The sequence below is a fragment of the Oerskovia sp. NPDC060338 genome (assembly GCF_042726295.1).
Lineage (GTDB): Bacteria > Actinomycetota > Actinomycetes > Actinomycetales > Cellulomonadaceae > Oerskovia > Oerskovia merdavium.
Genome location: NZ_JBHXCQ010000003.1, coordinates 356,259 through 378,167, shown reverse-complemented (window position 1 = coordinate 378,167; position 21,909 = coordinate 356,259). Strand labels below are relative to the sequence as shown.

19 protein-coding genes and 1 riboswitch are annotated in these 21,909 nt (G+C 71.0%); of the genes, 14 read left to right on the top strand and 5 right to left on the bottom strand.

What is annotated here, in order from left to right; all coding sequences use genetic code 11:
* Positions 1 to 283: 283 nt before the first annotated feature.
* Together ACFWGN_RS05755 and ACFWGN_RS05750 are read left to right on the top strand one after the other, a co-directional pair.
* A complete protein-coding gene (locus ACFWGN_RS05755; protein WP_056647571.1) occupies positions 284 to 634 on the top strand; it encodes a hypothetical protein in 351 nt (116 codons plus the stop codon).
* Positions 635 to 867: 233 nt separating this feature from the next.
* The gene (locus tag ACFWGN_RS05750; protein ID WP_377616065.1) at positions 868 to 1,350 is read left to right on the top strand and encodes a DUF456 domain-containing protein; all 483 of its coding nucleotides are present in this window, start codon (positions 868 to 870) and stop codon (positions 1,348 to 1,350) included.
* Between the two features lie 164 nt (positions 1,351 to 1,514).
* On the opposite strand, the gene ACFWGN_RS05745 is transcribed toward ACFWGN_RS05750, so the two are convergent.
* On the bottom strand, positions 1,515 to 2,117 hold the full coding sequence (locus ACFWGN_RS05745; protein WP_191801288.1) for a GNAT family N-acetyltransferase: 603 nt from the start codon (positions 2,115 to 2,117) through the stop codon (positions 1,515 to 1,517).
* Positions 2,118 to 2,277: 160 nt separating this feature from the next.
* Positions 2,278 to 2,661, bottom strand: a complete 384-nt coding sequence (locus tag ACFWGN_RS05740) for a VOC family protein (protein WP_377616064.1) — start codon at positions 2,659 to 2,661, stop codon at positions 2,278 to 2,280.
* A 191-nt stretch (positions 2,662 to 2,852) separates the two neighbouring features.
* On the opposite strand from ACFWGN_RS05740, the gene pcrA reads away from it, so the two are divergent.
* From pcrA to ACFWGN_RS05715, 5 genes are all read left to right on the top strand, one after another.
* Positions 2,853 to 5,489 carry a DNA helicase PcrA gene (gene pcrA / locus ACFWGN_RS05735; RefSeq protein ID WP_191801284.1) on the top strand — a complete coding sequence of 879 codons (2,637 nt, stop codon included), beginning with the start codon at positions 2,853 to 2,855 and terminating at the stop codon, positions 5,487 to 5,489.
* 60 nt (positions 5,490 to 5,549) lie between these two features.
* A complete protein-coding gene (locus tag ACFWGN_RS05730; protein WP_377616062.1) occupies positions 5,550 to 6,998 on the top strand; it encodes a P-loop ATPase, Sll1717 family in 1,449 nt (482 codons plus the stop codon).
* 243 nt (positions 6,999 to 7,241) lie between these two features.
* On the top strand, positions 7,242 to 8,414 hold the full coding sequence (sucC, locus tag ACFWGN_RS05725) for an ADP-forming succinate--CoA ligase subunit beta (protein WP_191801282.1): 1,173 nt from the start codon (positions 7,242 to 7,244) through the stop codon (positions 8,412 to 8,414).
* 30 nt (positions 8,415 to 8,444) lie between these two features.
* Positions 8,445 to 9,332, top strand: coding sequence for a succinate--CoA ligase subunit alpha (sucD, locus tag ACFWGN_RS05720; RefSeq protein ID WP_377616061.1), 888 nt, complete (start codon positions 8,445 to 8,447; stop codon positions 9,330 to 9,332).
* Positions 9,333 to 9,484: 152 nt separating this feature from the next.
* Positions 9,485 to 10,768, top strand: coding sequence for a DUF6350 family protein (locus tag ACFWGN_RS05715; protein WP_377616060.1), 1,284 nt, complete (start codon positions 9,485 to 9,487; stop codon positions 10,766 to 10,768).
* 40 nt (positions 10,769 to 10,808) lie between these two features.
* Here ACFWGN_RS05715 and ACFWGN_RS05710 read toward each other — a convergent pair whose 3' ends face one another.
* Positions 10,809 to 11,402 carry a hypothetical protein gene (locus ACFWGN_RS05710; RefSeq protein WP_377616059.1) on the bottom strand — a complete coding sequence of 198 codons (594 nt, stop codon included), beginning with the start codon at positions 11,400 to 11,402 and terminating at the stop codon, positions 10,809 to 10,811.
* A 162-nt stretch (positions 11,403 to 11,564) separates the two neighbouring features.
* Between ACFWGN_RS05710 and purN the strand changes: the two genes are divergently transcribed.
* The 4 genes from purN (at position 11,565) to purH (ending at position 15,724) form a co-directional block, all read left to right on the top strand.
* The gene (gene purN, locus ACFWGN_RS05705) at positions 11,565 to 12,206 is read left to right on the top strand and encodes a phosphoribosylglycinamide formyltransferase (protein ID WP_191801276.1); all 642 of its coding nucleotides are present in this window, start codon (positions 11,565 to 11,567) and stop codon (positions 12,204 to 12,206) included.
* Positions 12,207 to 12,578: 372 nt separating this feature from the next.
* Complete coding sequence (locus ACFWGN_RS05700; RefSeq protein WP_377616085.1) at positions 12,579 to 12,959, top strand: ArsR/SmtB family transcription factor; 381 nt, start codon at positions 12,579 to 12,581, stop codon at positions 12,957 to 12,959.
* Positions 12,956 to 13,444, top strand: coding sequence for an SRPBCC family protein (locus ACFWGN_RS05695; protein ID WP_377616058.1), 489 nt, complete (start codon positions 12,956 to 12,958; stop codon positions 13,442 to 13,444). The genes ACFWGN_RS05700 and ACFWGN_RS05695 overlap by 4 nt, the downstream gene beginning before the upstream one ends.
* Positions 13,445 to 13,926: 482 nt before the next feature.
* Positions 13,927 to 14,014: riboswitch (ZMP/ZTP riboswitch) on the top strand.
* A 48-nt stretch (positions 14,015 to 14,062) separates the two neighbouring features.
* Complete coding sequence (purH, locus tag ACFWGN_RS05690) at positions 14,063 to 15,724, top strand: bifunctional phosphoribosylaminoimidazolecarboxamide formyltransferase/IMP cyclohydrolase (RefSeq protein ID WP_377616057.1); 1,662 nt, start codon at positions 14,063 to 14,065, stop codon at positions 15,722 to 15,724.
* Between the two features lie 155 nt (positions 15,725 to 15,879).
* Here the strand turns inward: purH and ACFWGN_RS05685 are convergent, their stop codons facing one another.
* Positions 15,880 to 17,289 (bottom strand): NAD(P)/FAD-dependent oxidoreductase, encoded by a 1,410-nt coding sequence (locus tag ACFWGN_RS05685; protein WP_377616056.1) that lies wholly within the window; start codon positions 17,287 to 17,289, stop codon positions 15,880 to 15,882.
* A gap of 51 nt (positions 17,290 to 17,340) precedes the next feature.
* Between ACFWGN_RS05685 and ACFWGN_RS05680 the strand changes: the two genes are divergently transcribed.
* Positions 17,341 to 17,823, top strand: coding sequence for a DUF3017 domain-containing protein (locus tag ACFWGN_RS05680; RefSeq protein ID WP_377616055.1), 483 nt, complete (start codon positions 17,341 to 17,343; stop codon positions 17,821 to 17,823).
* 65 nt (positions 17,824 to 17,888) lie between these two features.
* Here ACFWGN_RS05680 and ACFWGN_RS05675 read toward each other — a convergent pair whose 3' ends face one another.
* A complete protein-coding gene (locus ACFWGN_RS05675) occupies positions 17,889 to 18,944 on the bottom strand; it encodes an aquaporin (protein ID WP_377616054.1) in 1,056 nt (351 codons plus the stop codon).
* A gap of 392 nt (positions 18,945 to 19,336) precedes the next feature.
* On the opposite strand from ACFWGN_RS05675, the gene ACFWGN_RS05670 reads away from it, so the two are divergent.
* Both ACFWGN_RS05670 and ACFWGN_RS05665 read left to right on the top strand, forming a co-directional pair.
* Entirely contained in the window at positions 19,337 to 20,554 is a 1,218-nt protein-coding gene (locus ACFWGN_RS05670; protein WP_191801265.1) for an NADP-dependent isocitrate dehydrogenase, read from the top strand.
* 225 nt (positions 20,555 to 20,779) lie between these two features.
* A complete protein-coding gene (locus ACFWGN_RS05665; protein ID WP_191801263.1) occupies positions 20,780 to 21,766 on the top strand; it encodes a malate dehydrogenase in 987 nt (328 codons plus the stop codon).
* Positions 21,767 to 21,909 lie beyond the last annotated feature (143 nt).

Genomic DNA, 21,909 nt, shown 5'->3' with positions numbered 1-21,909 from the left:
TCGGGCTGAGTCAGGCGCGGGTCAACAACAACAGCAGAAGCTGTTGCGGGCGCACGCCGTCGACTCGTGACGCGTCGTCACGAGGAGGAGGTGCGCTGCCGTGGTCATGGCGGGAACGCTACAGAGGCCGCGACCGTATGGGTAGCCCCTGTCCGCATGGTGGATGGGTGTCTCAGACTTCGGCCTCGCCTATGCGGCTCCAGACGTCTCGTCGGCTGTCCCCGCCGCGCGGCGACACGCGGAGTTTTTCCGACAGTCGCGTCAGCAAACTAGGATGGGGCCCATGGAAATCGTCTACAACGTGTTCGCGGTCCTGCACTTCGTGGGCTGGGCCATCGTCCTCGGCGGCTACTTCGTGTCGCTCAAGTCCGCGGCGCTCAACAAGGGCGTCTTCCACGGTGCTGCGACGGCTGCCGTCGCGGGCATCCTCATGGTCGGCGTCGCCGAGATGAGCGGCATGTGGGACGACGGCGGGCCGAGCATGGTCAAGATCGGCATCAAGCTGGTCATCGCCGTGATCATCGCCGTCCTCGCGTTCGTCGGCGTGCGCCAGGGGGACAAGATCTCGCCCGCGCTCAAGCACTCGATCGGCGGCCTCACGCTCGTCAACATCATCGTGGCCGTCTTCGTCTGACGGGTTCCGGTGCGCGCAGCGCGCCGGCACGAGACCAGGGCCTCCGGCGGTTCGACCGTCGGGGGCCTTCGTCGTCCTGGTGCGTCTTCACCGTCGACGGCTGCGGGCGGCGGTTGCCGGCGTGAGAGTCTCGAGGAGACCGGTGCCCGGGCGCTCGCGGGCGGCGGCGGGCGGGACCTGCGTCGGGCCCGCCGGGCGCAGCGCGCGGTCACCGACGTGCGAGGGTTGGCCCCGTGAGCATCGCTGGAGAGATCGTCGTCGGGCTGGTGATCCTGGTCGGGCTGGCCGGGATCGTCGTGCAGGTGCTGCCGGGGAACACGCTCGTGGGCGGGGCGATCCTCGTCTGGGCGATCCTGACGGGCGGTACCACGGCCTGGGTGTGCTTCGCGGTCGCGGCCACCTTCATCGTGGCGGCCGAGGGCGGGCAGCTCCTGCTCGCGGGACGGCACATGCGACGGGCCGACGTGCCCTGGTCGACGCTCGCCTGGGGCGGGCTCCTGGGCGTCGTCGGCTTCTTCGTGATCCCCGTGGTCGGGCTGTTCATCGGGTTCGTGCTCGCCGTGTTCGTCGCCGAGCTGCTGCGCCGTCGCGACCGTCGGGCGGCCTGGCGGGCGACGGTCGCCGCGCTCCAGGCGACCGGCATCACGATCGTGGTCCAGCTCCTCGGTGGGCTGCTCGCGACGGCGGCGTGGGGCGTGGGGCTCGCGCTGACGTGAGCCCGCGGGGCCCCGCGGTGCCGAGCACGAGGTTGCGGTCGCAATGAGTCGTGGGGGCCGCCGACAACGAGGTTGCGGTCGCGATGAGCGGCAGGACGACCGCAACCCCGTTCTCGGCAGTCCCTCAGCAGCTCCTCGGCAGGCTCGCGTCAGCCCCCAGAGGCTCAGGCCTCGAGCCGCGCCCGCAGCCGGTACTCCAGGCCCACGCGCACGGTCGGCCACTCGGCGGCAGTGACCGAGTAGACCACGGTGTCGCGCAGCGTGCCGTCGTACCCGATCTGGTGGCTGCGCAGCACGCCGTCGAGCTTGGCGCCCAGGCGTTCGATCGCGGAGCGGGACTCCCGGTTGTGGAAGTGCGTGCGGAACTCGACCGCGATCGCATCGAGGTCGTCGAACGCGTGCGCGAGCAGCAGGAGCTTGGCGGCGGGGTTCGCGCCCGTGCCCTGGGCCCCCGCCCGCTGCCAGGTCGCGCCGATCTCGACCCGGCGGTTGAGCGGGTCGATCCCGAGGAACGTCGTGACGCCCAGCACCTGGTCGTCGGCGTTGCGGACCACGACCCACGGATTCGCCGCCCCGGCCTCCCGGGCGGCGATCTTGTCGTGGATGTACACCGCCATCTCCTCGGGGGTCGGGACCGAGGTGTACCAGCGGTTCCACAGCTCGCCGTCGCGCACGGCCTCGACCAGCGCGTCGTGGTGGTCCGGGCGCAGCGGGACGAGGCGCACGAGGCGGCCGGTCAGGGTCACTGGTTCGGTGAAGGCGTTCACGCCTCGGACACTATCGGGCGCGGGACGTGGCAGGCCCGGGCGACCTGATCGTGGTCGGTCGGTGGTCGCGTGCCGAGAACGGCTCGGGAACCTCGCCAGGCGCGGAACGGCGCCGATCCCGCGCTCGCTCTGCTGCGGGGGGCCGGGGACCGCCCTGTGCTCAGCCGACCGAGATCTCCGTCACGTAGAGCACGTTGCCGTCGAGGTCGCGCATCGAGAACATGGGCGGCACGCCGTCCCAGCGCAGCAGCTCCTCGACGCGCACGCCGTGGGCCCCGAGCGTCGCGTGGTCGGCTGCGGCGTCCGAGGTCGCGAGCCGGATCCCCGTGTCGACGCCCGCGGGCTGGCCCGGGCCGGCAGCGACGAGCGCGACCGAGACCGCGGCGCCCGGAGGGGCGACCTCGATCCAGCGGAAGCCCTCCTGCAGGTCGCCGTCCATGCGGACCTCGAAGCCCAGGACGTCGCGGTAGAACGCGAGAGCGGCGTCCTGGTCGTCGACCGGGACCGCGACCGTGTGCAGTCCTGTGAAGTGGGTCGTCGTCATGATTCCTCCCTCGCTGCGAGGCGCCCTGGTGCGAGGCGTCGTCGGTAGGACCGTGCGGCGGTCGCGAAGTCATCGGTCGCGGCCCGGCGCCCGCAGGGCGCGCCGGGGGAGCGCGTGCGAGACGCGACGCCTGTGCCGCGGCAGGTGTCGATGCCGGAAGTGTCGGTGCCCGCGCCTACCCTTGGAGGGCTATGACATCGCTCTTCGAGAACCTGCCGCTGCCCGGATTCGACCTCGCGTCCCTCGGGGACTCGTCGCGCCTGCCGTCCACCGCGCCGCGGTGGGACGAGGCGCCCGACGGCGGAGGTTCCGCCCGCGCGGCCACGCGCCCCGGGCGCGGCTCGTCGGGGTCGGGCGGTGCCGGTGCGCCCGACGAGGACGGGCACCGCTCGAGCGGGTTCTCGCACATCGATCCCGAGTCGCTCCTCCAGGGGCTCAACCCGGAGCAGCGCGAGGCCGTGGTGCACTCGGGCAGCCCCCTGCTCATCGTCGCGGGTGCGGGGTCGGGCAAGACGCGTGTGCTCACGCACCGCATCGCCTACCTGCTCGCGACCGGGCGGGCCCGGCCGGGCGAGATCCTCGCGATCACCTTCACCAACAAGGCGGCGGCGGAGATGCGCGAGCGCGTCGAGTCGCTCATCGGCCCCGCGGCCAAGTACATGTGGGTCTCGACCTTCCACTCGGCGTGCGTGCGGATCCTGCGCAAGGAGGCCTCGGCGCTCGGGCTCAAGTCGAGCTTCTCGATCTACGACGCGGCGGACTCCCAGCGACTCATCACGCTCGTGAGCCGCGAGCTCGACCTGGACGTGAAGAAGTACCCCGCGCGGACGCTGTCCAACAAGATCTCGGACCTCAAGAACGAGCTGATCGACCCCGAGCGCTACGCGCGGGAGAGCGGTGCGTCGGCCGCCGACGGCTCGGCCGACGCGTTCGACCAGGTCCTCTCCGACGTCTACACGCGCTACCAGGCACGTCTCGCGCAGGCCCACGCGCTCGACTTCGACGACATCATCATGACCACGGTCAACCTCCTCCAGGCGTTCCCGGCGGTCGCGGAGCACTACCGCCGACGGTTCCGGCACGTGCTGGTCGACGAGTACCAGGACACCAACCACGCGCAGTACGTGCTGGTGCGCGAGCTCGCGGGGGCCTCGGCCCCCGTGGCGGAGGACGGCGAGGGCACGTGGGCGCCGGGCACCATCCCGCCCGGGGAGCTCACGGTCGTCGGCGACGCCGACCAGTCGATCTACGCCTTCCGTGGGGCGACCATCCGCAACATCCTCGAGTTCGAGGCCGACTACCCGAACGCGCGCACCATCCTGCTCGAGCAGAACTACCGCTCGACGCAGAACATCCTCTCGGCCGCGAACGCCGTGATCTCGCGCAACGTCGACCGCAAGCCCAAGCGCCTGTGGACCGACGCGGGGGCGGGCGTCAAGATCATCGGCTACGTCGCGGACAACGAGCACGAGGAAGCGCGCTTCATCGCGGAGGAGATCGACCGCCTCGGCGACTCGGACGGTGTGCGCCCGGGCGACGTCGCGATCTTCTACCGGACCAACGCCCAGTCCCGTGCGCTCGAGGAGGTGCTCATCCGGGTCGGCCTGCCGTACAAGGTCGTCGGTGGCACGCGCTTCTACGAGCGGCGCGAGATCAAGGACGCGATCGCCTACCTGCGCGCCATCGCGAACCCGGACGACGACGTGAACCTGCGACGCATCCTCAACGTGCCCAAGCGCGGGCTCGGCGACCGTGCGGAGGCCCTCGTGGCGGCGTTCGCCGAGCGCGAGCGCATCTCGTTCGCCGCGTCGCTCGACCGCGCCGAGGAGATCCCGGGCATGACGACCCGGACCCTCAACCCGCTGCGCACCTTCCGCGAGCTGTTCCACGGGCTCCTCGACCTGTACGCCACGGGGGCGACGCCCGCGGAGATCCTCGGTGCGGTCCTCGACCGCTCGGGCTACCTCGCCGAGCTCCGCGCGAGCGAGGACCCGCAGGACGGCTCGCGCGTCGAGAACCTCGCCGAGCTGCACGCGGTGGCCAGCGAGTTCACCGAGCTCGAGCCCGAGGGCGACCTCACGGACTTCCTGGAGCGGGTCTCGCTCGTCGCGGACTCGGACCAGATCCCGTCGAGCGACGACGAGGGGCACGAGGGCAAGCCCGTCGTGGATCCGGGGGTCGTGACCCTCATGACGCTCCACACGGCCAAGGGCCTCGAGTTCCCCGTCGTGTTCCTCAGCGGCATGGAGGACGGCACGTTCCCGCACATGCGCTCGCTGCACGACGACAGCGAGCTCGCCGAGGAGCGCCGCCTCGCCTACGTGGGCATCACGCGTGCCCGGGAGCGCCTCTACATCTCGCGCTCCGCGGTGCGCTCGGCCTGGGGCATGGCCAACGAGTTCCCGCCCAGCCGGTTCCTGGACGAGATCCCCGAGGACCTGTGGGACTGGCGCCGCAGGGAGTCGTCCATGGCGACCCTGCGCGGGCCCGGCGGGTACACGGGCGGGTGGGGCTCGTCGTCGGGCTCCTCGCGCGGCGGCTCGGGCAGCGGCTACGGCTCTGGGGGCTCGGGCTCGCGCAACGGCGCGGTCCGCACGCGGTCGGTCACGCCCAACCCGGACGGCCCCAAGTTCGGCTCGGCGACGCCGCGCAAGGAGGGGGACATCCCCTCGCTCGCGATCGGCGACAAGGTCACGCACGACGCCTACGGGCTCGGCACGGTCGTCGCGGTCGAGGGCGCGGGCACCAACGCGGTCGCCAAGATCGACTTCGGCGCCGACGGCACCAAGCGGCTCCTGCTGCGGTTCTCGCCCGTCACCAAGCTCTGACCGTCTATTTCACCCACCCCGTCCGGTGGTGCGAGTTGGTAGTTTTGGTACTATCGCGAAATGGTGATGAAGCCTCCTCCTCTGAAGTTGCTCGACTTTGGAAAGCTGGACGCATCTAGCGAAGCGGACCAGGAGCCTCATCTCCTCCTCGATGGGTATTTTGACTACGAGGGGGCCGCCTCCGGAATCGCGACGGGGGCGAACTGGTTGCTGCTTGGGCCGAAGGGGTCTGGCAAGTCGGCCGTGCTTGAGCACCTCCGCCTGAGCTGGGCCTCGCATCCGGACTCGTTCTTCGATTATTGGGATCTGCGAAACTTCCCAGTGAATGATGTTACTGGGATCCAGATGGGACAGTCCGCCGGGGCGTCCAGGACCCAATCTGCTTGGGAATTGCTACTGCTCCTGCGTGTGGTGCGCTCTCTTCATGAGGACCAAGGGCGATGGTCATCAAAGTCCTTCGATGACCTACATAGGCAATTGGTCAAGGCTGGACTGCTCCAGGCAGACTGGCGTTCCAATGTCGCAGAGTGGTCCAAGAGTACGTTCAAGATTGACCTCAAGATTGTTTCCTATTCGGCAGACCGGGAGACGCGTGCATACAGTCCGCTCGAACTCGTCGCGGCGATCAAGGCCGTCATTGTCGAAGTGTCAACCGATAGTCGGCATGTAATTGCACTGGACGGCCTCGACTCCTTCTTCTTCGAGGCTACCGACGAATGGACTTCCCTAACGGGACTGGTCTACGCGATCGCGGGGCTGAACCAGTTTTTTCGCCGCCACACCCTGAGAATTACTGTCGTCGCCGCCATGAGATCGGATATTTACGATGTCCTTCCCGGTGGGGATCTGAACAAGTTGAAGCCAAACTCTTGCCATCTCGACTGGAGTGCGAAGGGAATCGGCGCCAGCAATAACCTTTGGACCTTGCTTAATCTGAAGGTAGGTGTGAGGCATCCGACCGTCACGGATGTTGTCAAGATGTACTTGGCCGGCTCCATTTCTATCGGCCCTCACCGAGAGATGCCGGAGTATCTGCTTGACTACACGCGACTTCTCCCAAGGGACCTGATTGCACTAATGGGATACGTGCAAAAAGCGTATGGCGGCACCGCTCTCGTTCCTGAGGCCAAGGCAAAGGAGGCGGTCGGCGCGTATTGCGAGCAGTATTTTGTGGGTGAAGTGTTTGATAATCTGGCGGGACTTTTGGGTGCTGAGCGCGCCCAGGATCTCGGGTCCTTTCGTGACGCCTTGCGAACCCTTCCAACGAGGTACTTCGCATTTGAAGACGTGGTTGCGGAGTTGGATGGCGAATTGGATCGTCGTGAAATAAAGCTGCTACTGCGTCAAATGTTCAACACGGGTGCGATTGGAATTAGGAACTCGCATGGCCTGCGTGAAGACTATTACGATTTTGTCTATCGAAAGGTGTCTGGTGCTGGCTTTTCTACCAGGCACACCTTCGTTCTCCATAACGCTCTGGTGCGAGCCTGGAATAGGCCCTGGCGCTAGGTAGGTGATGGTCGGTTCGGTGTCGAACCGGCCCGGAACCGAGCGATTCAGAGCGCTGAGGGCAGCCGTGCCGCCACCCGGCGCGGACGCCCCCAGGTGTGGCCAACGAGACAGCGACGGGGCCGCGGTTCGGGCTGCCTCGTGTAGGTCCCGGCGTGTCGCCGGGCTACCCTGTTACGGGATGTCTCGATGTCGAGACATCGGTAGGCCGGTCAGGGCAGTCAGATGGAAGGACGACACAGGGTGGACCTGTTCGAATACCAGGCGCGCGACATCTTCGAGAAGCACGGGGTTCCCGTGCTGGGCGGCGTGGTTGCCACGACCCCCGAAGAGGCTCGCGAGGGCGCTGAGAAGCTCGGTGGCGGGACTGTGGTCGTCAAGGCCCAGGTCAAGACCGGAGGACGTGGCAAGGCGGGCGGCGTCAAGCTCGCCCACTCGCCCGAGGAGGCCGCCGAGAAGGCGTCCGAGATCCTCGGCATGGACATCAAGGGACACACCGTCCACCGCGTCATGATCGCGGCCGGCGCGAAGATCGCCGAGGAGTTCTACTTCTCGGTGCTCCTCGACCGGGCCAACCGCTCGTACCTCGCCATGGCGAGCGTCGAGGGTGGCATGGAGATCGAGGTCCTCGCGGTCGAGCGCCCCGAGGCGCTCGCCAAGGTCGCGGTGGACCCGACCGTCGGCATCGACCAGGCCAAGGCTGACGAGATCGTCGCCGCCGCCGGGTTCGCCGACGACATCAAGGCGCAGGTCGCCGACGTCATCCAGAAGCTGTGGACCGTCTACAAGGAGGAGGACGCGACCCTGGTCGAGGTCAACCCCCTGGTCCGCACCGAGGACGGCTCGATCGTCGCGCTCGACGGCAAGGTGACCCTCGACGAGAACGCGGGCTTCCGCCACGCGGACCACGCCGAGCTCGAGGACAAGGACGCGGCCGACCCTCTCGAGGCCAAGGCCAAGGAGAACGACCTCAACTACGTCAAGCTCGACGGCCAGGTCGGCATCATCGGCAACGGTGCGGGGCTCGTCATGAGCACGCTCGACGTCGTCGCCTACGCGGGTGAGCAGCACGGCGGGGTCAAGCCCGCCAACTTCCTCGACATCGGTGGCGGTGCCTCGGCGGCCGTCATGGCTGCGGGCCTGGACGTCATCCTCAACGACGAGCAGGTCAAGAGCGTGTTCGTGAACGTCTTCGGCGGTATCACGGCGTGCGACGAGGTCGCCAACGGCATCGTCCAGGCGCTCGCGATCCTCGGTGACGAGGCGAACAAGCCGCTCGTCGTCCGCCTGGACGGCAACAACGTCGAGGAGGGGCGCGCGATCCTCGCAGAGGCGAACCACCCGCTCGTCACCCTGGCCGAGACGATGGACGGCGGCGCCGACAAGGCTGCCGAGCTGGCCAACGCCGCTTCCTGACCCGAGACCCGAGAGAGAAAACAGACAGACATGGCAATCTTCATCAACGAGGACTCCAAGGTCATCGTCCAGGGCATGACGGGTTCGGAGGGCCAGAAGCACACGACGCGCATGCTGGCCTCCGGCACCAACATCGTGGGTGGCGTGAACCCGCGCAAGGCCGGCACCTCGGTCAGCTTCCCGCAGGGTGAGGGTACGGTCGACGTCCCCGTCTTCGGGTCCGTCGCCGAGGCGATCGCCACCACGGGCGCCGACGTCTCCGTGATCTTCGTGCCCCCGGCGTTCACGAAGTCGGCGGTCGTCGAGTCCATCGAGGCCGGCATGCCGCTGACCGTCATCATCACCGAGGGCGTCCCCGTCGCGGACTCCGCGGAGTTCTTCACCCTGGCCGAGGCCAAGGGCGTCCGCCTCATCGGCCCCAACTGCCCGGGCATCATCAGCCCCGGGAAGTCGAACGTCGGGATCATCCCGGCCGACATCACGGGCCCCGGCAAGATCGGGCTCGTCTCGAAGTCCGGCACGCTGACCTACCAGATGATGTACGAGCTGCGTGACTTCGGGTTCTCGACCGCGATCGGCATCGGCGGCGACCCCATCATCGGCACCACGCACATCGACGCCCTCGCGGCGTTCGAGGCAGACCCCGACACCGAGGCGATCGTCATGATCGGCGAGATCGGTGGGGACGCCGAGGAGCGTGCCGCAGCGTACATCCAGGCGCACGTGACCAAGCCGGTCGTCGGCTACGTCGCGGGCTTCACGGCTCCCGAGGGCAAGACGATGGGCCACGCAGGCGCCATCGTCTCGGGCTCGTCGGGCACCGCGCAGGCCAAGAAGGAGGCCCTCGAGGCCGCGGGTGTCAAGGTCGGCAAGACGCCGTCCGAGACCGCCGCTCTCATGCGCGAGATCCTCTCCTGACCTCGCTCGCCTGAGCAGCACCATCCGACGGCGTCCGGCCGCTCGTGGCCGGGCGCCGTCGGCGTACCCTGAGGACCCCGCTCCTGGGCGGGTCGCGGGCGCGCCGCACGACGTGCCCCACGACGCCCACCCGATCGACGACGATGGAGACCATGACCACGCCGACCCAGTCCGCCGCAGCCCGGCGCGGGACGCCCCGCACGCTCGAGGAACCCGTCGGTGGTCCACGGCGCCCGCTCGAGGCCCCTCGGCGCTGGGTCTCCGGTCTCGTCGCGGCGCTCCAGGCGCTCGCGCTCTCGCTCGCCGTCGTGATCCTGCCGGCCGTCGCTGCGTTCCTCGCGTCCTCGGCAGGGCCGGCCGACGACGGCACGGGATGGGGGCAGTCGGTGTCGGTCGCGGCCGGCCTGTGGCTGCTCGCGCACGGGGTCCCGCTGGCTGCTGCGGGCACGACGGTCACGCTCGTCCCGCTCGGGCTCACGGCCCTGGCACTCTTCACGTGCTACGCCTCGGCGCGTCGCTCGGCGCACACCGCCTGGTCCGCGTGGGCCGTGGGCGTGGGCGTGTACGCGCTCATGACCCTGGGCATCGCGCTGCTGTCCGGTGCGGCGCCGGGCTGGGACGTCCTGTTCGCACCGCTGGGCGGCGCGGTCGTCGCCGCCCTCGGTCTGGGTGCCGGGATCCTCGCGCGCCCCGACGCGCCCCGGGTCGGTGAGCTGACCGCGGTCCTGGACCCCTACGTCCCGCCGGTGGTCCGGCTGGGCGCCCGCGCAGGTCTGCTGGGTGTCGCGCTGCTCGTGGGGCTCTCGAGCGTCGTGCTGGGCGTGTGGGTCGTGGCGGGGCGCGCGACCGCGGCCGACATCATCACGGGCCTGGCCCCCGGCGCGGTCGGTGGCCTGATCCTCGCGGTGGCCCAGGTCATGGTCGTCCCCAACCTGGTGCTGTGGGTGAGCTCGTGGATCGCCGGTCCGGGGTTCGTGGTCGGGGACGGGAGCAGCTTCACGACCGCTGCCTCCGAGCCCGGGGCGCTGCCTGCGCTCCCGCTCCTGGGCGCGCTGCCGGGGGCCGGGTGGACGACGGTCCTCGCCTCGTTCTCCCCGGTGCTCGTGGTGGTCATGGGGCTGGTCGCCGGGGCGTTCGTGTGGCGCAGGTGCGGTGGGCTCGACGCCCGCTGGACCGACCTCGGGCTCGCGGTCCTGGGCGTCGCCCTGGCCTCGGGACTGCTCGTGGTGACGTTGCAGGTCGCGGCGGGGGGCGCCGTCGGGCCCGGACGCATGGCGCACGTGGGCGCACCGCCCCTGCTCGCCGGCGGGCTCGTCGCGGCGGAGATCGCGGGGGGAGCGGCGCTCGCCCTGGTCTGGGGCAAGGCGGCCGTGACCGACCGGGTACGGCACCGCCACGACGAGGAGCCCGACGACGGAGCGCGCCCGGGCGACTGAGGCCGCCCGGGCGCGGCGTCGGCCGGCTACCGGGTGCTGACTAGCGGCCCAGCTGGTCCTTGGTCCACTGCTCGCGCGCCTGCTCGTACTGGACCGCGCACTCCTCCTGCGCCGCGACCGTGATCGCGCCGTCGAGGCAGGCCTGGTTGTCCATCTCGATGTCCCACATCGCGAGGCCGCCGATCATCGACAGCGACATGGTCACCGTCAGGCCCAGTCCCACGGCGACCGCGGGCAGCAGCGCCCCGCCGAGCCGGGCGCGCCAGACCGCGCGCAGCGCGCGGATGCCGAACACGATGGTCACGACAGCGAAGAACAGGCTCGCGACCCGCCAGGGGAAGGCCAGCGAGCTCGTGACGAGCGTGACGAGCATGAGCAGCCCGAAGTGCAGGACCTGGCGCGTCGTGGCGCGCAGCTGCTCGGGGTCGACGTGCGCGAGCGGGTCGGGCTTGCCGGGGCCCTGAGGAGCGCCGGGGCCCGCCGGACCGCCGGTGCGGCCGTGACCGGGAGGCGGGCCCTGCTGCGGGCCCTGAGGCGCGCCGGGAGGTCCTTGCACCGGGGGAGGGCCGGGCTGTCGCGCCTCGTCGGTCGGCTTCTGGGCGCCGGGACGTGGGGGCGCGTACGGGTTGCCCATGGGCAGCTCCTCGGTGCTTCGCGGATGGCACGGGAGCGGGTCGGTGCTCGTCCCGGGCCCGGAGGACGCGGAGCAGACCGGCGCCTCTCCGGCGCGGACTAGGGTGGTGCCTGGCTATTCTCCCGCATTCTCCCCCCACCGCAGACGCCCTTGAGGAGCACCGTGCGCACACCTTCCGGTCAGCCCATCGACACGACGAGCGCGGCGCGCGTCGTCGTCCTGGTCTCAGGGGCGGGGAGCAACCTCGCGGCGCTGCTCGCGGCGCACGAGGACCCCGCCTACGGGGCGCGGGTCGTGGGTGTCGTCACGGACAAGCCGGGAGCAGGGGCGCTCGACCTGGCCCGCGACGCGGGGGTCGCCTCGGTCGTCGTCGCGCCGGGTGACTTCGCGGACCGCGACGCATGGAACGACGGCGTCGCGGAGGCCGTGGCGGTCTTCTCGCCGGACCTGGTGGTCCTCGCGGGCTTCATGCGCATCCTGAGCCCGGCGTTCGTGGACCGGTTCGCGGGCCGGACGATCAACACGCACCCGGCGCTGCTGCCCTCGTTCCCCGGCGCGCACGGCGTGCGCGACGCGCTCGCGTACGGCGTCAAGGTCACGGGCTGCACGGTCCACGTGGTCGACAACGGCGTGGACACGGGGCCGATCATCGCGCAGGCGACGGTGACGGTCGAGGACTCCGACGACGAGTCGACCCTGCACGAGCGGATCAAGGTCGCCGAGCGGGCGCTGCTGGTCGAGACGGTCGGTCGCGCCGCGCGCGAGGGCCTGCGGGTCGAGGGTCGCCGGGCGCTGCTGGGCTGAGCCAGCGCGGGGCGGCGGTATGCCCAGCGTCGCGGGAGGGGCAGACGGACTCCCGCGAGCGTGGGCCGGGAAATCGTGATGTGCCGCGCACGACCGACGAGGCGCTGCCGATGCTGCTGCACCGCGCGGCATGCCCTGACGCGGACGGTGTGGTCCGGGTCCGGGTCAACCGGTTCTGACGCGCGCGTACCGGGTGGCCACCTGTCGCGCGAGGTGGGTTCCTCGGTTCGAGACGGGCGTGTGCGCCTCGGCCCGGACCCGTCTGGTTGGAAAGCCCGCCACGCATGCCGGGGCCGCCGAACCCCTTGACTCGCCACATGATCAATGAGTACGTTGATCAACGTAACTGTTGATCACGACGAGCAGGCCGACATGACCCTCCCGGACGGTTCCCACGACGACACCGACGCTGCCCTCGACCGCGCTTTCCTCGCGCTGGCCGACCCGGTCCGCCGGAGCATCGTCGCCACGCTGTCCCGGGGGCCGGCCACGGTCAACGAGCTCGCCGCACCCTTCCCCATCACGAAGCAGGCCGTGTCCCGGCACATCCAGGTCCTCGAGGCCGCGGGTCTCATCACCCGCACCCGGGACGGCCAACGACGACCCTGCCACCTCGACCCCGCCGCGCTCGAACGGCTCACGGCGTGGATCGACGAGTACCGGCTCACCGCGGAGCGGCAGTACCGCCAGCTCGACGCCCTCCTCGGGCGGCTCCAGGCGACGTCGTCGGACCCAGCGAAGGAGCAGTCATGAGCAGCACGCACCCCACGACCGTCACCGCCCCTCCGGGGACGCCCTTCATCGAGATCGTCCGCGACGTCGACGCGCCGCGGCCCCTCGTGTTCCGGGCCTTCACCGACCCCACGCTCGTCACGCAGTGGCTCGGCCCCCGCCGCTACGAGATGGTCCTCGACCACTGGGACGCCCGGACGGGCGGCTCGTGGGCCTACACGCATCGCGCAGGCGACGAGGAGTACGGGTTCTTCGGCGCGTTCCACTCGGTCGTGCCGGACGAGCGCGCAGTCCAGACGTTCGAGTTCGCGGGCGCGCCCGGTCACGTGAGCCTCGACACCGTCTCGTTCGAGGACCTTCCCGGCGGCGGGACCAGGATCACCACGCGCTCGGTCCACCAGTCGGTCGAGGCCCGCGACGCCATGGTCGGCTCGGGCATGGCGGACGGCATGAGCGAGGGCTACGAGCGCCTGGACGAGCTCCTGGCCTCGGACGCCGTCGCCTGACACCCGGTGGGCGGCGGCAGCCCGCCGCCGTTCGCTGCCGGCTCGCCGTCCGATCTGCTGGTCGTCGGGGCTGCTGCGTGCCGGTCGCGATCAGGTGTCTCGTCGAGATGCGGCTTGTGGGGGTCGAACACGCGTTCTGACCCCCACGAGCCGCATCTCGCGGAGGACGTGGCGGGGCCCCGGACGCCACAGGTGCGTGGCGCCGTCGGGCAGGACCTCGATACCTCACCCGCCTCGTCCGCTCGAGGGCGTGCGTCTCGAGGTGCGGCTCGTGGGGGTCGAACACGCGTTCTGACCCCCACAAGCCGCATCTCGCGGAAGACGGCGCAGGACCCGGACGCCCGCGGTGCGTGGCGCCGTCGGGCAGGCGGACACCGCCGCCCACCCGGCCCTGCCCGAGCGCCCGCCGGCGCCCCCCACCCAGCCCCGCCCCCCACCCAGCCCCGGCCCCCAGCCCGCCACCAAGAGGGCACGGTAAGATCGGAGACGGCCGCGACTGGCGAGGGTGGGAACGACCACCGGGGAGCGTCCGATCGACCTGTTGGTGCGTCGTCCGCCTGGGCGCCTGGGTGACCGGTATCTTCCCGCGACCCGCTGACGACCCACAGGAGCACTCCGATGTCCGCAGCCCCCACGTCTCCCGAGACCCAGATCGCCGACGACGCCCAGCGTCCCGTGCGTCGCGCTCTGCTGAGCGTCTACGACAAGACCGGCCTGGTCGAGCTGGCCACGGCCCTGCACGCCGCGGGCGTCGAGCTCGTCTCGACCGGCTCGACCGCGTCCACGGTCGCAGCCGCGGGCATCCCCGTGACCAAGGTCGAGGAGCTCACGGGCTTCCCCGAGTGCCTCGAGGGGCGCGTCAAGACCCTGCACCCGCGCGTGCACGCGGGGATCCTCGCGGACACCCGCAAGCAGGACCACCTCGAGCAGCTCGCCCAGCTCGAGATCGCACCGTTCGAGCTCGTCGTCGTCAACCTGTACCCCTTCGCCGACACGGTCGCGTCGGGCGCCGGTCCGGACGCCGTGATCGAGCAGATCGACATCGGCGGCCCCTCGATGGTCCGCGCCGCGGCGAAGAACCACCCGAGCGTGGCCGTCGTCGTCGACCCGGCCGCCTACGGCGACGTGATCGCCGCCGTCCAGGCGGGCGGCTTCACGTACGCGCAGCGCAAGCTCCTCGCGGCGCAGGCGTTCGTGCACACCGCGACCTACGACGTCGCGGTGGCGTCGTGGATGAGCAGCGTGGTCGCGCCCACGGACGTCGTGGACACTGCCGAGGCCGGCCCGGTCTCCACCGGTTTCCCCGCCTGGGTCGGCGCCACCTGGGACCGTTCCGACGTGCTGCGCTACGGCGAGAACCCGCACCAGCGCGCCGCGCTCTACACCAACGGCCACGGTGCCTCGGGCCTCGCGCAGGCGACCCAGCTCCACGGCAAGGCGATGAGCTACAACAACTACGTCGACGCCGACGCTGCGTGGCGCGCCGCGCACGACCACGGCGACGCCCCGACGGTCGCGATCATCAAGCACGCCAACCCGTGCGGCGTCGCGGTCGGCAACGACGTGGCCGACGCCCACGCCAAGGCCCACGCGACCGACCCGGTCTCGGCGTACGGCGGGGTCATCGCGACCAACACCGTGGTGAGCGCGGCCGCCGCAGAGCAGATCGCGGGGGTCTTCACCGAGGTCGTCGTGGCGCCGGGCTACGAGCCCGAGGCGCTCGAGATCCTCTCGCGCAAGAAGAACGTCCGCCTGCTCCAGGTCGACGGCGCCCCGAGCGCAGGCGTCGAGATCCGCCCCATCTCGGGTGGCCTGCTCATGCAGCAGGTCGACCGCATCGACGCCGCGTCGGAGAACGGTGGAGACAGCCCCGAGTCGTGGACGCTCGCGACGGGCGAGGCTGCGGGCGCCGAGACGCTCGCAGACCTCGAGTTCGCATGGCGTGCCGTGCGTGCCGCGAAGTCGAACGCGATCCTGCTCGCCAAGGGCGGGGCAGCGGTCGGTATCGGCATGGGCCAGGTCAACCGCGTCGACTCGTGCCGCCTGTCGGTCGAGCGTGCCAACACCCTGGGCGCCGAGGGCGAGGAGCGTGCGCGCGGCTCGGTGGCCGCGTCCGACGCGTTCTTCCCGTTCGCGGACGGCCTGCAGGTCCTGCTCGACGCCGGCGTCAAGGCCGTGGTCCAGCCCGGTGGCTCGGTCCGCGACGACGAGGTCATCGCGGCCGCGCAGGCTGCCGGTGTAACGATCTACCTGACGGGCACGCGCCACTTCGCGCACTGACCCGTCCGGCTCGGCGCCCCGTTCAGGGGAGGGGCGCGCCGAGCATGCGGTTCCTGCGGGCCGAGCATGCGGTTCTCGTCCGGGTCGACCCGGATCCGGACGACAACCGCATGCTCGGCGCCGAGCGGCCGAGGCCGGGGCGAGCCCCTGCCTCCTCAGACGACCGCGTCGCGCAGCCTGCGCGACGGGTCCGTCGCGACGTCGACGTCGACGTGCAGCGCCACGTCGCGGTTCATGAGCTTGCGCACCTGGCCCACCTCGCGCGGGGCGTCGACCACGAGGACCGCACGCACGGTCGCGAGCCGGTGCCCCTCGGCGTTGGTGCGGTGCGCACCTGCGACGGTCTCGAGGTACAGCGCGATCCAGCCCTCGTGACCCGACTCCCCACCGCTCGGGTCGCCGCGGTAGACGACCTCGTGGAACGGCGAGGGCGTGCCGAACAGCGCGATGTCGTGCCCGAGCTGCTGCGAGAAGACGTACGGGGCGTGCTGGGGGACGGGCGCGAGCCCGAGCAGCTCGCGGACGGGCTGCGGCTCGGCGGGCATCTCGTCGATGCCCAGGAGGGCCCGCACGGTCGGCTCGGGGTCGTGCAGCGCGGCGGACCAGTGCCCGCCGGGCACGGGGCCGAACACCGCGTTGTCGCGCGTCGCGCAGTCGCCCACGGCGTACAGGCGCCGCAGCGACTTGAGGGGCAGGTGCCCCGAGGTGCCCGACGGCGCCGCGACGGTCGGGGGAGCCACGCGCCCCGCGCTGTTGACCCGGATCGAGCCGCGCGGGTCGAGCGGGAGCGTGCCCTTGAGCCACGCGGTCGCGGGGCGTGCGCCGACGGCCGCGAGCACGACGTCGCCCTCGACCCGCGTCCCGTCGGCGAGGACCACGGCCTGGGCGCCGACCTCGGTGACCTGGGCCCCGGTGAGCAGCCGTGCGCCGGCGTCGGCGTACCAGCGGACCAGGTGGGCGCCGACCTCGGCGCCGAGCTGACGCTCGAGCGGGGTCTGCGCGGCCTCGAGCACCGTGACGTCGCAGCCGGCCTTCGCGGCGACGCCGGCGACCTCCGCGCCGATCCAGCCCGCGCCGATCGAGACCAGGCGCGTGCCGGGCGTGAGCCGTTCGCGCAGGCGCGCGGCGTCGTCGGCCGTGTGCAGCGTGAGCGCAGGCTCCCAGCCGGGCGGGCGCACCGGCTCGGACCCCAGGGCGAGGACCGCGACGTCGGCCGTGACGCGCCGTCCCGAGCGGGTCGTGACCACGACCTCCTCGGTCCCGGGCTCGAGGTCGACCGCCGGGTCGTCGAGCAGCAGCTCGTCGGCGAGCGTGCTGACGTCGACCCCGATCTCCCCGGTCAGCCAGGCGGGCTCGGGGCGGGACAGCAGCTCCTTGGACAGGGGTGGGCGGTCGTACGGAGGTACTCCCTCGGCACCGAGCAGCGTCACGCGCCCCGTGAAGCCGTGGGTCCGTAGCGCGGCGACGGTCTGGGCGCCGGCGAGGCCCGCGCCCACGACGACGACGGACCCGACCGCGGGACGCCGCGAGTGCGGCAGGACATCGGAGGTGACTGGTGAGGGCACGTTCACCACCGTAGTCGGCGGTAGGCTCAGAACCGTGAACTGGTGGGCAGCGTGAGCGACGTCACCGCGCGTGGGCGCGGACCGCACAACGACCCCTCGACGCAGCATCGACCGGCTGCCGCCCCTGCGTGGCACCGTCTCGACGGTGCACCCGAGGCGTCGGACGAGGCACGGCCGCTCCCCGTCGGGCCGCTCGCGGGGATCCCCCGGGTGAGCGCCGGGAACGGTGCGGGGGGAGTCCAGCCCGTCGAGCAGACGACCGTGGTCGTCACGCCGGCGCCGCAGAGCAACCTCGCGATGTGGCTCGTCTTCGCGGGCGTCCTGCTCGCGGTCGCGGTGACGCTCCTGGCCGGGGCCCGGGCGGGGGTCCTCGTCATCGTGGGGATCCTGGTCGTCGGGGCGGGGGTCCGCGCGTTCCTGCCCGGACCCGGGCCCGTGGGGCTCACGGTCCGGACCCGGTGGACCGACGTGATCATGTACCTCGCGGCGGCCACCGTGATGGGGGCCCTCGCGGTCACCGTCCCCAACATCTGAGCACGTACGACGAGGCCCGGCCCGCAGGAGCGGACCGGGCCTCGTCGTGCGTGCGGTGGGTCGGGTCAGGCCTTGGGGGCCGTGCCGTCCTCGTCCGACGAGTCCTTGCCGGTGCCGGCCTCGGGGGCCTCGGTCTCAGCGACCTCGGTGACCTCGACGGTCTCCACGGCCTCGGGGACCTCGACGGCGGGCGACGCCGCCTCCTCGGCGACCACGGCGGCGGTCGGGGCAGCGGCGGGAGCGCCGGTCACGTCGGTCTCCTCCTCGACCACGAAGACCTCGTCCTCGGCCAGGAGGTCGTCCTGGACGGGCGCGAAGGCGAACGCGCGGTAGAACAGGGCCGCGATGGCCGCGCCGACGAGCGGGGCGACGATGAAGAGCCAGAGCTGGCTCAGGGCCCACGAGTCGGAGAAGATCGCGGCCGCGATCGAGCGGGCCGGGTTGAGCGAGCCGTTGGTGAACGGCGCGGCGATGAGGAGCAGCGTGGCGAGCGACAGGCCGATCGCGGTCGGTGCGAGCTTGGAGTTGGACCGCTTGTCCGTGACGCCGAGGATCACGCCGACGAAGATGGCCGTGACGACGACCTCGATGAGGAACGCCGAGAACCACTCGAACGAGAACGCGCCGCTGGTGCTCGCGGCGAGGGGCGAGTGCTCGCCGAACCCGTTGGCGGTGCCCGAGATGAAGGCCTGCTTGGTCGCGTCGGCGATCACGGCGTTCTGCTGGAGGATCGGGAGCGCTGCGCTGGGGAGCGTCGCGAAGAGGATGAGCGAGGCGATGATGCCGCCGACGATCTGAGCGAGCCAGTAGGGCAGGACGTCGCGCCACGCGGTGCGCCCACCGATCGCGGCGCCGAGCGTCACGGCCGGGTTGAAGTGCCCGCCGGACACGTGGCCCACGGCCGCGATCGCCGCGAGGAGCGCGATACCGCCGGCGAGCGCGACCGGCAGGACCAGCCCGGCGCCCGTGAAGCGGCCGTAGAGCCCGACCCCGAGGATCGAGAGGACGAGGAAGAACGAACCGAAGGCTTCGGCGCCGAGCCGGGCGAGCAGGCTGGGTCCGACGACGACCGTCGCCTCTTCGACGACTACTGCGTCGGGTGCTGAAGTGTCCTGGGACATGATGTTCCTGTCTCGTGTACGTGAGGGGTCCGGGAAGGCCGGACGTTCGGGATGAACAGCCGACGTCGGTGCAGAACCGGCATCTCGGTGGCATCCTGCCACCGATCTCTGGGAGTTTGCTGATGAGAACGTGACCAGTCTCACCTGCTGAACTCGAGCGCGCCAGAGGGCGGTGCGACGTCGCGGCGGTGGGAACCGCCGTCGGGCACGAGGCCGGTGCTCTTCGCGAGCCCCCGCCCGGACGAGAGGGGCCCGCGGAAAGTATCTTGATGTCGAGAAGTCGAGTACCCTGGTCGGCGGTCAGCATCGACGGTTCGCGCGCGGAGCCCGGCACCCGCCGGGCGGCAGCGGGCGGCCTCAGGTTCCCCTCGCAGAGTTGGAGTTACCCCCGCATGGGCAAGATCAAGGTCGTCAATCCGGTCGTCGAGCTCGACGGTGACGAGATGACGCGCATCATCTGGCAGTTCATCAAGGACCGCCTCATCTACCCCTACCTCGACATCGACCTCAAGTACTACGACCTGTCGATCGAGAACCGCGACGCCACCGACGACCAGGTGACGATCGACGCCGCGAACGCGATCAAGCAGTACAACGTGGGCGTCAAGTGCGCGACCATCACCCCCGACGAGGCACGCGTCGAGGAGTTCGGCCTGAAGAAGATGTGGGTCTCCCCGAACGGGACCATCCGCAACATCCTCGGTGGCGTCGTCTTCCGCGAGCCCATCATCATCTCGAACATCCCGCGCCTGGTGCCGGGCTGGAACAAGCCGATCATCATCGGCCGTCACGCGCACGGCGACCAGTACAAGGCGACCAACTTCAAGGTCCCCGGCGCCGGCACCCTGACGCTCACCTACACGCCTGCCGACGGCTCCGAGGAGATCAAGCAGACGGTCGTCACCTACGGCGACGACGGTGGCGTGGCCATGGGCATGTACAACTTCAACGAGTCCATCAAGGACTTCGCGCGCGCCTCGTTCGCGTACGGCCTGCAGCGGAACTACCCGGTGTACCTGTCGACCAAGAACACGATCCTCAAGGCCTACGACGGCCAGTTCAAGGACCTGTTCCAGGAGGTCTTCGACGCCGAGTTCAAGGACCAGTTCGAGGCCGCCGGCCTCACCTACGAGCACCGCCTCATCGACGACATGGTCGCCTCGGCCATGAAGTGGGAGGGCGGCTACGTCTGGGCCTGCAAGAACTACGACGGCGACGTCCAGTCCGACACCGTCGCGCAGGGCTTCGGCTCGCTCGGCCTCATGACGTCGGTCCTCATGACCCCCGACGGCAAGACCGTCGAGGCAGAGGCCGCGCACGGCACCGTGACGCGTCACTACCGCCAGCACCAGCAGGGCAAGCCGACGTCGACCAACCCGATCGCGTCGATCTTCGCCTGGACCCGTGGCCTCATGCACCGCGGCAAGATCGACGGCACCCCCGAGGTCACGGCGTTCGCCGAGACGCTCGAGGACGTCGTCATCAAGACCGTCGAGTCCGGCAAGATGACCAAGGACCTCGCGCTCCTGGTCGGCCCGGACCAGGAGTGGCTGACGACCGAGGACTTCCTCGCGGCGCTCGACGAGAACCTGGCCGCACGCCTGGCCTGATCCTCGTCCCTCGCACGCCCGACGGCGCCGCTCACCTCGCCCGGGGAGCGGCGCCGTCGGGCGTCTGCGGAGACCCGCCACGACACCGCGCGCCGTGGCGGGCACGGCGCCCGGGCGGGGCGCGCCCGCCGCCTGCCGAGGCGTCCGCGGGTGTGACCGACGCCCCGTCCGCCGGGGGTGCGGGTACCCCTGGGGAGCGCCCGGGCGTTGTGACAGAGTGTGGGCATGACAACTCCCGTGAACGTGACCGTGACCGGAGCCGCCGGTCAGATCGGTTACGCCCTGCTGTTCCGCATCGCCGCAGGCCAGCTCCTCGGACCGGACGTGCCCGTCCGCCTGCGACTCCTCGAGATCCCGCAGGGGGTGAAGGCCGCAGAAGGCACCGCGATGGAGCTCGACGACTGCGCCTTCCCGCTGCTCGCCGGGATCGACATCTTCGACGACCCGCGGGCCGGGTTCGAGGGGGCCAACGTCGGCCTGCTCGTGGGTGCGCGCCCCCGTGGACCGGGCATGGAGCGCGGTGACCTCCTCGAGGCCAACGGCGGCATCTTCAAGCCCCAGGGCGAGGCGATCAACGCCGGTGCGGCCGACGACATCCGCGTGCTGGTCGTGGGCAACCCGGCGAACACCAACGCGCTCATCGCGGCGTCGAACGCGCCCGACGTGCCCAAGGACCGCTTCACGGCCATGACGCGCCTCGACCACAACCGTGCGCTGACGCAGGTCGCCAAGCGCGCGGGCGTGCCCGTCGCCGAGGTCCGCAAGGTCAGCATCTGGGGCAACCACTCGGCCACGCAGTACCCGGACATCTTCCACGCCGACGTCGCGGGCCGTCCGGGCGCCGAGCTCGCAGCCGACTCGGCCTGGCTCACGGGCGAGTTCATCCCGACCGTCGCCAAGCGTGGTGCGGCGATCATCGACGCACGGGGTGCGTCGTCCGCCGCCTCGGCGGCGAACGCCGCGATCGACCACGTCTTCGACTGGGTCAACGGCACGCCCGAGGGCGACTGGACGAGCGCGGGCATCGTGTCCGACGGGTCGTACGGCGTCCCCGAGGGCCTCATGGCCTCGTTCCCCGTGGTCTCGCGCGGCGGGACGTGGGAGATCGTCCAGGGGCTCGAGATCTCGGACTTCTCGCGCGGACGCATCGACGCCTCGGTCGCCGAGCTCGTCGAGGAGCGCGACGCCGTGCGGGGCCTCGGCCTCGTCTGAGCCACGAGGGTCGGCGCCCGGGGGCCCCCGGCGCCGCCCCCCGGGGGGGCCCGGGCCGGGGGGCCGGGCCCCCGGGTGCCGCCAACAGGCACCCGACGACCGGCCCGTAACGCCCGAACCCGACCCCAGGGCGGCAAATTACA

Coding starts and splice junctions, on each gene's coding strand:
- pcrA (WP_191801284.1), top strand. CDS start 2,853: ATGACATCGCTCTTCGAGAACCTGCCGCTGCCCGGATTCGACCTCGCG.
- purH (WP_377616057.1), top strand. CDS start 14,063: ATGTCCGCAGCCCCCACGTCTCCCGAGACCCAGATCGCCGACGACGCC.
- ACFWGN_RS05740 (WP_377616064.1), bottom strand. CDS start 2,661: ATGACGACGACCCACTTCACAGGACTGCACACGGTCGCGGTCCCGGTC.
- ACFWGN_RS05730 (WP_377616062.1), top strand. CDS start 5,550: ATGGTGATGAAGCCTCCTCCTCTGAAGTTGCTCGACTTTGGAAAGCTG.
- ACFWGN_RS05675 (WP_377616054.1), bottom strand. CDS start 18,944: ATGTCCCAGGACACTTCAGCACCCGACGCAGTAGTCGTCGAAGAGGCG.
- ACFWGN_RS05665 (WP_191801263.1), top strand. CDS start 20,780: ATGACAACTCCCGTGAACGTGACCGTGACCGGAGCCGCCGGTCAGATC.
- sucD (WP_377616061.1), top strand. CDS start 8,445: ATGGCAATCTTCATCAACGAGGACTCCAAGGTCATCGTCCAGGGCATG.
- ACFWGN_RS05670 (WP_191801265.1), top strand. CDS start 19,337: ATGGGCAAGATCAAGGTCGTCAATCCGGTCGTCGAGCTCGACGGTGAC.
- ACFWGN_RS05715 (WP_377616060.1), top strand. CDS start 9,485: ATGACCACGCCGACCCAGTCCGCCGCAGCCCGGCGCGGGACGCCCCGC.
- ACFWGN_RS05700 (WP_377616085.1), top strand. CDS start 12,579: ATGACCCTCCCGGACGGTTCCCACGACGACACCGACGCTGCCCTCGAC.
- ACFWGN_RS05710 (WP_377616059.1), bottom strand. CDS start 11,402: ATGGGCAACCCGTACGCGCCCCCACGTCCCGGCGCCCAGAAGCCGACC.
- ACFWGN_RS05695 (WP_377616058.1), top strand. CDS start 12,956: ATGAGCAGCACGCACCCCACGACCGTCACCGCCCCTCCGGGGACGCCC.
- ACFWGN_RS05755 (WP_056647571.1), top strand. CDS start 284: ATGGAAATCGTCTACAACGTGTTCGCGGTCCTGCACTTCGTGGGCTGG.